Genomic DNA, 12,923 nt, shown 5'->3' with positions numbered 1-12,923 from the left:
GGGCGCAGCCCCTCCTGCCCTCCCCCCCCAAACCGCGAAGCGGTGCAGAAACACTCCGCATCTGCTCTGACGGCCAGTGGTGCACGGCCAGCCGTCAGCGCTGCACGCCCAGCGCCCACCGCTCAGTGGACCGAGAGGCCGCCGTCGACGAAGATCGCCTGGCCGGTGATGTACCCGGAGGCGCCGCCGGCCAGGAAGATTGCCGCGCCCGCGAAGTCCTCGGCCAGGCCGTTGCGGCCGGTGAGGGTGCGGGCGGCCAGGGCGGCCACCTTGTCGGGGTCGGTGGACAGGCGCCGGTTGAGAGGGGTCATGACGAAGCCCGGGACCAGGGTGTTGCAGGTGACGCCATGTGGCGACCAAGCCTCGGCCTGGGAGCGGGCCAGGGACTCCAGGGCGCCCTTGGAGACGCCGTAGGCGCCGCTCTGGACGAAGGCGCGGTGTGCCTGCTGGGAGGTGATGTGGATGATGCGGCCGAAGCCCCGTTCGGCCATGCCGGGGCCGAAGCGCTGGCCGAGGAGGTAGGGGGCGTCGAGGTTGACCGCCATGGTGGCGTCCCAGACCTCCTCGGTGAGGTCGTTCATCGGCGGGCGCAGGTTGATTCCGGCGGAGTTGACGAGGATGTCGGGTTCGCCGAAGGGCTTGACGGCCTCCTCCGCCGCGGTGCGTACGCCCTCGCGGGTGCTCAGGTCGGCGCTGACCCAGGCCGTGTGGCAGCCCTCGGCGGTCAACTGGTCGACCACGGCGGTGAGTTCCGCCTCCCTGCGGGCCACGACCACGACCTTCGCTCCGGCGCGGGCCAGGGCCTCGGTGATGGCCCGGCCGATGCCGGAGCTGCCGCCGGTGATGATGGCGACGCGGCCGTTCAGGGAGAAGAGTTCGGAGAGGTACGCCTGCGAGGTCATGGCCGCACTTTAGGTGGTGGTGCGACCGGGGGTGGTGGGGGCCGGGTGGCCTGGTGGCTGGGCCTGCCCCGGGGCCGAGGCGGGCCGTCAGCGCGGGCTGAGCAGCCGGTCCCGGACCTGGGCGATCTGGGTTTCGACGTCGCGGTACCAGTCGGTGATCTTGCGGTTGGGGTCCACCTCGACGCGGCCCGCGTCCAGGGCGCGGAGGCGGTCCTCGGCGGCGTTGAGCTGTGCCTCCAGGGTGAACCTGCCTTGTGCGGAGGGGCCTGCCCAGGTGAGTTCGGAGCGGGCCGCGGTCAGGGCGGTGTGGGCGCGTTCGCGGATCGGGGCGATCTTGTCGCGCAGGGAGAGGAGCTTGTCCCGGAGGCCGTGCATGCTGGCGGTCAGGCTGTCCAGGTTCTCCACCAGCCCCACCGAGCCGTTGCTGTGGGCGGTGAACAGTTCCACGGCGTGGTTGAGCGTCTCGAAGCCGGCATCGCCCGGGTGGTGCCAGTTGTTGCGTGCTTCCTGGTAGTCGGCCCGGGCGTTGTCGCAGGACTCCAGGAGCGGCACGGCCTCGGCGAGCTGGGCCCGTACGGTGTCCACCGGCAGCCCGTCGCCGTGGCCGAGCAGGGTCCGGATCTGCTCCATGGACTGCTCGAACCGGCCGCGCGCCTCCTCCACCAGCCGCTGCGCCTCGGCCGCCGTCTCCAGCGCGCCGATGAGCACCTCCCGGGCCTCGACCAGCAGTTGGTCCTCGTTCCTGCGCCGCCCCCACATATGGCCACTCCGTTGTCCTTGGGGGCTTTGTCCGCCCCGCCCGGGAGCGATCCTATGTTCGAGTGTGTGATGGTCTGACGGGCTGACCTGACGGACTGAGGGGGTGGAGGGGGGGCGCTCGGCCGTCCGGTGGCGCGGGCGTCGTGGCTGCGTACGCTGGGGGCAGGTCCTTGATCTACGACAAATGCCCCACATCAGGGCGTCCTCCGCGTGTGCATTTGTTTTGACCGCAGCCCATGCGGTAGGTACGCTCTGACCTTGTGCCTGGGGTGTCCCTGGGCTCTCGTGCGTGCCTTCAAACCGTATGAGAGCGCCAGAACCGAACGGTTTCCAACGGTTCGGAGACGCCGAAATCTGCACCAATCCGCCATCGGCGGAGGTCTGCAGTCTTCGACACACCCGACCGCGTGGGTCGGTGTCGTTCCCAGGTTAGTTTTATCGTGATCGGCACACAGAAACCGGAGAAACGGTGCCTACGATCCAGCAGCTGGTCCGGAAGGGCCGGCAGGACAAGGTCGAGAAGAACAAGACGCCCGCACTGGAGAACTCGCCCCAGCGCCGCGGCGTTTGCACGCGTGTTTTCACGACCACCCCGAAGAAGCCGAACTCGGCACTCCGTAAGGTCGCGCGTGTGCGTCTGACCAGCGGCATCGAGGTCACCGCTTACATTCCGGGTGAGGGCCACAACCTGCAGGAGCACTCCATCGTGCTCGTGCGTGGCGGTCGTGTGAAGGACCTGCCGGGCGTTCGCTACAAGATCATCCGTGGCGCGCTCGACACCCAGGGCGTCAAGAACCGCAAGCAGGCTCGCAGCCGCTACGGCGCCAAGAAGGAGAAGTAAGAATGCCTCGTAAGGGCCCCGCCCCGAAGCGCCCGGTCATCATCGACCCGGTCTACGGCTCTCCTCTGGTCACGTCCCTGATCAACAAGATCCTGCTGCACGGCAAGCGCTCCACCGCCGAGCGCATCGTGTACGGCGCCATGGAGGGTCTGCGCGAGAAGACCGGCAACGACCCGGTCATCACGCTGAAGCGTGCGCTTGAGAACGTCAAGCCCGCCCTCGAGGTCAAGTCCCGCCGCGTCGGTGGCGCCACCTACCAGGTGCCGGTCGAGGTCCGTCCGGGCCGCGCCTCCACCCTGGCGCTGCGCTGGCTGGTCGGCTACTCCCGCGCCCGTCGCGAGAAGACCATGACCGAGCGCCTCATGAACGAGCTGCTGGACGCCTCCAACGGTCTCGGCGCTTCCGTGAAGAAGCGCGAGGACACGCACAAGATGGCCGAGTCCAACAAGGCCTTCGCGCACTACCGCTGGTAGTCGCAACCCCCATCGAGAACCGAGAGAAGACTGAGCCATATGGCCACCACTTCGCTTGACCTGGCCAAGGTCCGCAACATCGGGATCATGGCCCACATCGACGCGGGCAAGACGACCACCACCGAGCGGATCCTGTTCTACACCGGTGTTTCGTACAAGATCGGTGAGGTCCACGACGGCGCTGCCACGATGGACTGGATGGAGCAGGAGCAGGAGCGCGGCATCACCATCACGTCCGCCGCGACGACCTGCCACTGGCCGCTTGAGGACGTCGATCACACGATCAACATCATCGACACCCCGGGCCACGTCGACTTCACCGTCGAGGTGGAGCGTTCGCTGCGGGTGCTCGACGGTGCCGTGACCGTGTTCGACGGCGTCGCCGGTGTCGAGCCGCAGTCCGAGACGGTGTGGCGGCAGGCCGACCGTTACGGCGTGCCGCGCATCTGCTTCGTCAACAAGCTGGACCGCACCGGTGCCGAGTTCCACCGCTGCGTCGACATGATCGTGGACCGCCTGGGCGCGACCCCGATCGTGATGCAGCTGCCGATCGGCGCCGAGGCCGACTTCAAGGGCGTGGTCGACCTCGTCCGTATGAAGGCGCTGGTCTGGTCCGCCGAGGCCGCCAAGGGCGAGATGTACGACGTCGTCGACATCCCGGCCACCCACACCGAGGCTGCCGAGGAGTGGCGCGGCAAGCTGCTCGAGGCCGTCGCCGAGAACGACGAAGAGATGATGGAGCTCTTCCTCGAGGGCCAGGAGCCCACCGAGGAGCAGCTGTACGCGGCCATCCGCCGCATCACCATCAGCTCCGGCAAGGGCGGCGACACCACCGTCACCCCGGTGTTCTGCGGCACCGCGTTCAAGAACAAGGGTGTGCAGCCGCTGCTCGACGCCGTCGTGCGCTACCTGCCCTCCCCGCTGGACATCGAGGCCATCGAGGGCCACGCGGTGAACGACCCGGACGAGGTCGTCAAGCGCAAGCCCTCCGTGGACGAGCCGTTCTCCGGTCTTGCCTTCAAGATCATGAGCGACCCGCACCTCGGCAAGCTCACCTTCGTCCGGGTCTACTCGGGCCGCATGGAGACCGGCACCCAGGTGCAGAACTCCGTGAAGGGCAAGAAGGAGCGCATCGGCAAGATCTACCGGATGCACGCGAACAAGCGTGAGGAGATCGAGTCGGTGGGTGCCGGTGACATCGTCGCCGTCATGGGTCTGAAGCAGACCACCACCGGTGAGACCCTCTGCGACTCCGCGAACCCGGTGATCCTGGAGTCGATGGACTTCCCGGCCCCGGTCATCCAGGTCGCCATCGAGCCCAAGTCGAAGGGCGACCAGGAGAAGCTCGGCGTCGCGATCCAGCGTCTCGCCGAGGAGGACCCGTCCTTCCAGGTCCACACGGACGAGGAGACGGGCCAGACCATCATCGCGGGTATGGGCGAGCTGCACCTCGATGTGCTGGTCGACCGTATGAAGCGTGAGTTCCGGGTCGAGGCCAACGTCGGCAAGCCGCAGGTCGCGTACCGCGAGACGATCCGCAAGGCCGTCGAGCGGATCGACTACACGCACAAGAAGCAGACTGGTGGTTCCGGCCAGTTCGCGAAGGTGCAGATCGCGATGGAGCCCCTCGAGGGCGACGGCTACGAGTTCGAGAACAAGGTCACCGGTGGCCGCATCCCGCGGGAGTACATCCCGTCCGTGGACGCGGGCTGCCAGGAGGCCATGGAGTTCGGTGTGCTGGCGGGCTACCCGCTGACCGGCGTGAAGATCACGCTGCTCGACGGTGCCTACCACGATGTCGACTCCTCCGAGCTCGCGTTCAAGATCGCCGGTTCCATGGCGTTCAAGGAGGGTGCCCGCAAGGCGTCGCCGGCTCTGCTCGAGCCGATGATGTCCGTCGAGGTCACCACCCCCGAGGACTACATGGGCGACGTGATCGGCGACATCAACTCCCGCCGTGGTCAGATCCAGTCCATGGAAGACCGCAGCGGCGCCAAGGTCGTCAAGGGCCTGGTTCCGCTGTCGGAGATGTTCGGCTACGTCGGAGACCTCCGCAGCAAGACCTCGGGTCGCGCAAGCTACTCGATGCAGTTCGACTCCTACGCCGAGGTTCCGCGGAACGTCGCCGAGGAGATCATCGCGAAGGCCAAGGGCGAGTAATTCGGCTCCCGTCTCCACAGACGGAGCAGACGCTTTAGGCTTGACACCGGCTGTCGGGGCATACCACCGCATTTCGCACGGTGGTTGCCCCGGCGGACGGCACCCCAGAAGATCACCTGGCGCCGATGAAGTAAGGCGTACAGAACCACTCCACAGGAGGACCCCAGTGGCGAAGGCGAAGTTCGAGCGGACTAAGCCGCACGTCAACATCGGCACCATCGGTCACGTCGACCACGGTAAGACGACCCTTACCGCGGCGATCACCAAGGTGCTGCACGACGCGCACCCGGAGCTCAACCCCTTCACGCCGTTCGACCAGATCGACAAGGCGCCGGAGGAGCGGCAGCGCGGTATCACCATCTCGATCGCGCACGTCGAGTACCAGACCGAGTCGCGTCACTACGCGCACGTTGACTGCCCTGGTCACGCGGACTACATCAAGAACATGATCACCGGTGCCGCCCAGATGGACGGCGCGATCCTCGTGGTCGCCGCGACCGATGGTCCGATGCCGCAGACCAAGGAGCACGTGCTCCTGGCCCGCCAGTCCGGCGTTCCGTACATCGTTGTCGCCCTGAACAAGGCCGACATGGTGGACGACGAGGAGATCATGGAGCTCGTCGAGCTCGAGGTCCGTGAGCTCCTCAACGAGTACGAGTTCGACGGTGACAACGCTCCGGTCGTCAAGGTCTCGGCGCTGAAGGCGCTCGAGGGCGACGCCGAGTGGGGCCAGTCGGTCATGAACCTCATGAACGCCGTCGACGAGTCGATCCCGCAGCCCGAGCGTGACGTCGACAAGCCGTTCCTGATGCCGATCGAGGACGTCTTCACGATCACCGGTCGCGGTACGGTCGTCACCGGCCGTATCGAGCGCGGTGTCCTGAAGGTCAACGAGACCGTGGACATCATCGGCATCAAGACCGAGAAGACCACCACCACGGTCACCGGCATCGAGATGTTCCGCAAGCTGCTCGACGAGGGCCAGGCCGGTGAGAACGTCGGTCTGCTGCTCCGCGGCATCAAGCGCGAGGACGTCGAGCGCGGCCAGTGCATCATCAAGCCGGGTTCGGTCACCCCGCACACCGAGTTCGAGGCCACGGCGTACATCCTCTCCAAGGACGAGGGCGGCCGCCACACCCCGTTCTTCAACAACTACCGTCCGCAGTTCTACTTCCGTACGACTGACGTGACCGGTGTGGTGACCCTCAAGGAGGGCACGGAGATGGTCATGCCCGGCGACAACGCCGAGATGTCCGTCTCCCTGATCCAGCCCGTCGCGATGGAGGAGGGCCTGCGCTTCACCATCCGTGAGGGCGGCCGCACCGTCGGCGCCGGTCAGGTCACCAAGATCAACAAGTAACGTCCGCCGGTGCTCTCTCCTCGGGGAGGGCGCCGGGGTTGCTGACGGATCGCAGAGCGGGCCCGTACATCCTCGGATGTGCGGGCCCGCTCTTTTGCCGTCTATGCGGGCTCCGCCGTCTCGAAGCCCAGGCTTGCGGCCAGCTGGCGGCGGTGCTTGATGCGGAACTTGCGGTAGACCCGGGTGAGGTGCTGCTCCACGGTGCTCACGGTGATCGACAGCTTGGCCGCCACCTCCCGGTTGGTGTACCCCTGGGCGGCCAGGGCGGCGACCCGGTGCTCGGCGTCGGTGAGCGGATGCGTGCCGCCGCTCCGGGCCGGCGGCTTGAGGTGGCCGGGACCCGGCGGGCGGGTCGCGGCGGGGAGCAGCGAGCGCTGCAGCTCCTCGGCGCCGCACTCCTCGGCCGTCCGCCAGGCCCGCAGGGAGAGCTGCCGGGCCTCGCGGCCGTTGCCCAGCCGCAGCTGGACCTGGCTGAGCTCGGCCAGCGTGCGCGCCATGGTGTAACGGTCACCGCCCGCCTGCAGCATTTCCACGGCCCGGCCGAGCAGGATCGGGCGCTGGGCGGGGGAGCGGGTGGCGGCCAGTACGCGCAGGGCGGCGCCGAGGGCGCGGGGCTGCCGGTAGCCGGGGTGGGAGAGCTGCTCGTTCAGCAGCCGGGTGGCGTTCGCGGGCTTGTCCAGGCGGATCCAGGCCTCGGCGGCGCCGGTGCGCCAGGGCACCAGGCCGGGCGAGTCCAGCCCCCAGGCCTGCAGGCTTTCGCCGCAGGCGAGGAAGCAGGACAGCGCCGCCTGGTACTGGCCGTTGGCCAGGTTGTGCACTCCGCGGGCGTGCTGGTAGTGGATGCCGAAGGTGGTGTGGAAGGCGGCCGGCGGGACCGGCAGGTCCAGGAGTTCCGCGGCCCGCTCCTGCTCGCCCCGGGCCGTATGGGTCTCGATGAGCACGGCCAGCGGGAGGGCGATGCCCACCCCCCAGCCTTCTCCGGGCACCAGCTCAAGGGCCCGTTGGCCGTGCTCGAGGGCGGCGGGCAGGCTGCCCTTGCGGAGCGCTATCAGGGCTTTGGTCAGGTGCAGCAGGGCGTCCCAGACGGGGGCGTGCTGTTTGGCCGCCCGGGCCAGCAGCCGGTCGCACCAGCTGTCGGCGGCGCCCAGCCGGTCGATGTAGAGCAGCGAGTGCACCGCGGCGATCAGCGGTTCCAGGCTGTGCTGGCCGAGCCGGGTGGACTGCAGGACCCGCTCGGCCCCGGCCATGACCTCGTTGTGGTCGCCGCCGGTCAGCGCCGTGTACACGGCGCGCGCGGCGACCAGGTCGGGGGACTCCCGGGCGGGGAGCTGCCGCTGCCGGGGCCCGCCCGGACGCGGCCGGCTCAGCGGCTCGCTCAGCTTGGGCAGGACGCCGGGGTAGGTGGCGGCCAGCTTGAGGTGGGTGACGGACAGCGAGCCGGAGAGCGGCGCGTCGTATCCGTCCCGGGGCAGCCCTTGGGAGGCGGCTGCCGCCTCCTCCTCCAGGCCGTGCCACAGCAGGCCTTCGACCAGCGGGAGCACGGTGTGCGGCGGCAGCAGTCCGGCCTGTGCCTGCTCGGTGAGCGCACGGAGCTGGGGGATGACCCCCTTGGGGTCGAGCCGCCAGGCGAGTGCGGCGGTGGCCATCCGGTCGGCGAGGCCCTGCGGGGAGTCGTCGGCGCAGACCACTGCCAGGCGCAGGCAGCGGCCCGCCCGGGCGACCTCGCCGGCCGCCAGGTGGGCCTCGGCGGCGGCCCGCAGCAGTGGCGCCTCCCAGCTCTCGCCCAAGGGGCCGCCGGCCAGCAGCTGTTCGGCGACGGCGGTGGGCGGGGCGCCCTGGGTCTGGAGCAACCGGGCCGCCCTGGCCCGGAGTTCGGTGTGCTCGGCGGTGGAGAGGTCGGCCAGCAGGGCGCTCCGCAGCGCGTCGTGCCGGAACCGTCCGCCCTCCAGCAGCGCCGAGGCGGCGAGCGCCTGCAGCGCGTGGTCGGCCGTCCGGCAGCTGACTCCGGTCAGCACGCAGAGCGTGCTCCTGGCCGCCATCCCGCTGACGTCGCCCAGCACGGCGAGGCCCTGGGCCACGGCGACGGTGTCGCTGCCGCCGCGGTGCACACAGGCCCGCGCGGCGGCCTGGAAGGCTCCGGCGATGACGAGCTCCGGCGGAGCGGTGGGCTGTGGGCGGCCGTCGTCGGCGTCGTTCAGCAGGGCCTTCAGCAGCAGCGGGTTGCCGCCGCTCACCGCATGGAACCGTCCGGCCAGCCGCTCGGCGGCGTCCGCGCCCAGCTCGGCGGCGACCAGCTCGGTGACCCCGGCGGCGCTCAGCGGGGCGAGGTCGATGCGGCATATCCCTGGCTGGTACTGGAGTTCGCCGAAGAGGGTGCGGTCGGCTTCGCCGTGCGGGCTCTCGGTGACCACCAGGGCGATGGGCGCGGTGCGCAGCCGCCAGATCAGATAGAGCAGGCACTGCAGGGACGCGGGGTCGGCGTGCTGGAGGTCGTCGACGCACAGCAGCAGGGGGCGTTCGGCGGCCAGTGCCAGCGCCGACCGGTGGATGTGCCGCAGGGTGCGCGGCGGGACGGCGGTGTCCTCGGCGGGGGCCGGGCCGGTGATGTCCGCCGCGTCGGGGAAGAGCTGTTCCACCAGGGCGTAGGGGAAGGACCGTTCGGCCGGGCTGCCGATGGCGCGCAGCACCCGGAAGCCCTGGCCGGCGGCGTGGTCGCCGAGCGCGTGCAGCAGTTCGGTCTTGCCGATGGCCGTACCGCCGCGGATCACCGCGAAGCCGCCGGTGCCCGTCGGGCATTGACGGAGCATCTCGGACAGCCGGGCGAGTTCCCGGTCGCGGTCGACGAGCATGTGAGCGCCCCTTCCCCCTGTGAGGCGGCCTCCGGGCCGAGCCTGACTCCGAACCGGAGTTCCAGCTTCCTGCAAGCGATCGACCTGCACGATAGCAAGCCCGACCAGCGAAGACGGTGATGGATATCAGCGGCGAACTGCCGCCCGGATCATGGTGATCCCCTAGAGAAGCCCCTATGAACCCGATGAATAGGGGTTTCAGCGGCTCTCTTACTTCTGGTCGAATGCAGCAAGAGTGGGCAACAAGGCAGGACAACACGGCAAAAGGGCGAGCAGACGGGCAGCTGCCCCGGCGGCCGACTCGCCCGGCGACGGGTCATCGGGGGGCTCTTCTTGGCAACTGGCCGACTTCGCGGACCGTGCCCCACGCGTCCTTTGGCGCGGCCGCGCTTTGCACGCCCGCAGTCACCGTTCTTAGCCACCGGCCGTCAGCCGGGCGCACCGTCGGAGAGACCTCCAGTGGACCGGCATCAGGCATTCCGCTACCGCACGATCCTGAGCAGCACCGACCCGCTCGTCGACGACCACCGGGTGCACGGCGTGCGCACCCTGCCCGCGCTGGCCTTCCTCGACCTGCTGTACCGGCTGCTGGGCGCCGAGGGCTTCGCCCTCGACCGCACCGAGCTGCGCGACGTCCGCTTCGCCCAACCCGTGGTGATCACCGAGGAGTTCGACCGCGAGATCGAGATCGCCCTGGAGTGGCGCGACGGCCACTACCGGGCCGGCGCCCGTAGCCGCCCCGTCCACCACGACTGGTACGCGGACGACGAACGAGCCGACTGGACCGGGCATATGACGGCCGAGCTGCACCTCGGCTTCGCGTTCCCCGCCGCCCCGCTGCGGGCCGACGAGCTACGCCGCACGGCGGCCCGGAGCGAGGACGCCGAGCGCGGCTACGCCCTGGGCCGGGCCGCCGGAATCCACCGGCTGCCCTTTATGACCTGCCGGGGGACCGTGCACCACCGCGACGGCGGACTGCTCGCCGAGCTCGCACTGAGCACCGAGGCCCGGGAGGGCCGGGAGGGCTTCCTCTTCCACCCGGCGATGCTGGATGCGCTGGTCGTGCAGAGTGCGTTGCTGGCCCCCTCGGACCCCGCCGGGGAGCAGGCGTGCCGCGCGCTGGTCCCGGTCCGGATCGCCGCCTTCCACGCCTATGCCGCCCTGGGCGCCGACGGCCTGGCCGATCTGCGGCCGCGCGACACCACCGAGGACGGCCTGCCCCGGGTGGACGCCGGGCTGTACGGACCGGACGGCCGCCCGGCCGCCCGCCTCGAGGGGCTGGCGCTCCGGTGGATGCACTCCTCGGAACTGCTCGGCCGCCGGCCGGCCGGCTCCCCGGGCCGGCGGCGGGGCCCCGCGACGGAGCCGGGCACGGCCGCGGCGGTGGTCTCCCGGCTCGCCCCGAGGCCCGTTGAGCGGGCGTCAAGGAAACGTCAACATGCCGGACCTTACCCTGACTTGGGCGCCCTGGGCGTCCGCAGTACTACAGCGGTCACAACGGAGGACAGGGTGCCGATCACGGACTTCATGTACACCAGCAGCTGGGTGCCGGCCGTGGCATCCGGCGACGCCGGTGCCACCACCCCGGGCCCGGTGCTGATCCTGCACACCCCACAGGGGCGGCCACTGGCCGAGGCACTGGCCGCGCACCACACCGGGGAGCACGTGGTACGGGCCGAACTGGGCACCTACACCCGGCGGTCGGCGGAGGGCTGCTGGGAACTGGCCGCCTCGGCGACCCACGGCCCGGCCGCGCTGCGCGCCGACTTCCCGCAGCCGCCGCGCACCGTGTACTTCCTCGGCGGCCTTCGCCCCGGCGGACTTCGCCCCGGCGGCCGCGACGGGGTGGCCGCGCTGGACCAGGCCGAGGAGACGGGCGTCCGGGCGCTGTTCCGGGTCGCCAAGCACCTCGCCATCCCGCTGGCGGGCACCCGTCCGCTGGACTGGAAGATCGTCACCAATGATGTCGCCGCCGTCCCGGGCTCCCCGGTCATCAGCCCCTATGCGGCGGCCCTGGACGGCCTGGCCCGGGTGCTGGAGAACGAGCACCGGCGCTGGAGCGCCCCCGTGATCGACCTCGGCCTCGGCGGTCTGCTGCCCGGTCCGGACAGCAGGCGGTGGCGGGAGCTGGCCGCCCTGGTCGCGGCCGAACCGGCGGAGCGCGGAGCGCGCATCGCCCACCATGGCGGCGTCCGCCACCGGCAGTGGCTCCAGCCGGTCATCCTGCCCGCGGCCGGCCCGGGCGTCATCCGCACCGGCGGCACCTACGCCATCATCGGCGGCGCGGGCGGCATCGGGCTGGAGACGGCCCGCTCTCTGGCCCGCGACCACGGTGCCCGGGTGGCCCTGATCGGCCGGTCACCGCTGGACGAACGGCTCCGGCGGCGGATCGCCGAGGCCGACCCCACCGGCTCCCGGCTGCGCTACTTCCGGGCCGACGGCTCCGACGTAGGGTCCCTGCACGAGGCCCTGGACCGGATCCACCACACCTTCGGCCGGGTGCACGGCGTGATCCACTCCGCGCTGTCCCACTCCGGCGGGCTGATCCGCTTCCAGGACGAGGCCGCGCTGCGCGACGAGCTGCTGGCCAAGGCGCGGGTCAGCGTGGCGGTCACCGAGGTCTTCCGCCATGAGCCGCTGGACTTCCTGCTGTTCTTCTCCTCGGCGCAGTCCTTCCTGGGCGACCCCGGAATGGCCGGCTATGCCGCCGGCTCCACCTTCCAGGACGCCTATGCACAGGCCCTCGACCAGCGGCTGCCGTTCCCGGTACGGGTCGTCGACTGGGGCGCCTGGGGCACGGTGGGCGCCGTCGCCGGCGGCCCGTGGCGCGAGAAGCTCAGCCGCCAGGGCTTCCGCCCCATCCAGCCCCGGGAGGGCCTCGAGACCGTGCTGCGGGTGCTGGCCGGGGACCGCACCCAGGTGCTGGTCATGCCCGCCGAGGAGCGGCTGCTGGCCCGGCTGGGGCTGGCCGACTCCCCGCACCGGGCGCCCGAGGCGCGGCGCCGGGACGGCTGGACCCCGGTCGAGGACTGCGGGGCGACCGGCCTGACCGGCACCTGGCTGGTGGTCCTGCCGGAGGGCGACGCCGAGCCGGCCGACTCCGTCCCCGGTGCGCTGCTGCGGCACGGCGCCGATGTGGTGCCGCTGGTCCTGGAGTCCGGCACCGACCGGGCGGCCGTTGCCCGGAGCGTCGGCGAGACGCTGGGCGGGCGCGGGGGAGCGGTGACGGGCGTCCTGTGGTGCCTCCCGCCCACCGGCCAGGGCAAGGGCGTCCGGGTGGCCCTGGACGCGCTGGCGGAGGCCGGGGTGCGGGCTCCGCTGTGGTGCGTCACCGGGAGCGCCGTCTCCCGGACCGAGGCGGTCCGGCGGGAGACCGAACCGGCCGTCGGGCCGACCGCCGCGGGCCGCTGGGGCGGGATCGTCCGGCTGCCGCGGGTGCTGGACGAGCCGGCCAGGGCCCGGCTGTGCGCGGTGCTGGGCGTCCTGCGGGACGAGACCGAGCCGGTCGAGGCGGCGGTCCGGGCGGACGGGGGGTACGTCCGGGAGCTGTGGACGGGCGAGGCGGCCTGAGGCTGCGCC

Annotated in this window: 8 protein-coding genes; 5 read left to right on the top strand and 3 right to left on the bottom strand. The window is 70.9% G+C overall.

Going from position 1 to position 12,923, the window contains the following annotated elements:
- Positions 1–122: 122 nt before the first annotated feature.
- Together ABCR83_RS18080 and ABCR83_RS18075 are read right to left on the bottom strand one after the other, a co-directional pair.
- Entirely contained in the window at positions 123–902 is a 780-nt protein-coding gene (locus tag ABCR83_RS18080; protein ID WP_462696058.1) for an SDR family NAD(P)-dependent oxidoreductase, read from the bottom strand.
- A gap of 87 nt (positions 903–989) precedes the next feature.
- Entirely contained in the window at positions 990–1,661 is a 672-nt protein-coding gene (locus ABCR83_RS18075; RefSeq protein ID WP_462696057.1) for a hypothetical protein, read from the bottom strand.
- Between the two features lie 469 nt (positions 1,662–2,130).
- On the opposite strand from ABCR83_RS18075, the gene rpsL reads away from it, so the two are divergent.
- The 4 genes from rpsL to tuf all read left to right on the top strand — a co-directional run bounded on the left by rpsL (position 2,131) and on the right by tuf (position 6,495).
- Positions 2,131–2,502, top strand: a complete 372-nt coding sequence (rpsL, locus tag ABCR83_RS18070; RefSeq protein WP_462696056.1) for a 30S ribosomal protein S12 — start codon at positions 2,131–2,133, stop codon at positions 2,500–2,502.
- Positions 2,503–2,504: 2 nt separating this feature from the next.
- On the top strand, positions 2,505–2,975 hold the full coding sequence (gene rpsG, locus ABCR83_RS18065) for a 30S ribosomal protein S7 (protein WP_004950419.1): 471 nt from the start codon (positions 2,505–2,507) through the stop codon (positions 2,973–2,975).
- A 39-nt stretch (positions 2,976–3,014) separates the two neighbouring features.
- Complete coding sequence (fusA, locus tag ABCR83_RS18060; RefSeq protein ID WP_462696055.1) at positions 3,015–5,135, top strand: elongation factor G; 2,121 nt, start codon at positions 3,015–3,017, stop codon at positions 5,133–5,135.
- 166 nt (positions 5,136–5,301) lie between these two features.
- Positions 5,302–6,495, top strand: coding sequence for an elongation factor Tu (gene tuf, locus ABCR83_RS18055; RefSeq protein ID WP_462696054.1), 1,194 nt, complete (start codon positions 5,302–5,304; stop codon positions 6,493–6,495).
- A 101-nt stretch (positions 6,496–6,596) separates the two neighbouring features.
- Here the strand turns inward: tuf and ABCR83_RS18050 are convergent, their stop codons facing one another.
- A complete protein-coding gene (locus tag ABCR83_RS18050) occupies positions 6,597–9,344 on the bottom strand; it encodes a helix-turn-helix transcriptional regulator (protein WP_462696053.1) in 2,748 nt (915 codons plus the stop codon).
- A gap of 459 nt (positions 9,345–9,803) precedes the next feature.
- Here ABCR83_RS18050 and ABCR83_RS18045 point away from each other — a divergent pair, with 459 nt between their 5' ends.
- Positions 9,804–12,914 (top strand): SDR family NAD(P)-dependent oxidoreductase, encoded by a 3,111-nt coding sequence (locus tag ABCR83_RS18045; RefSeq protein ID WP_462696052.1) that lies wholly within the window; start codon positions 9,804–9,806, stop codon positions 12,912–12,914.
- The last annotated feature ends 9 nt before the right edge of the window (positions 12,915–12,923 follow it).

Source organism: Streptomyces xingningensis, from assembly GCF_054957865.1.
Note: the sequence above shows the minus strand (reverse complement) of the source record. Positions and strands in the feature narration are given on the sequence as shown.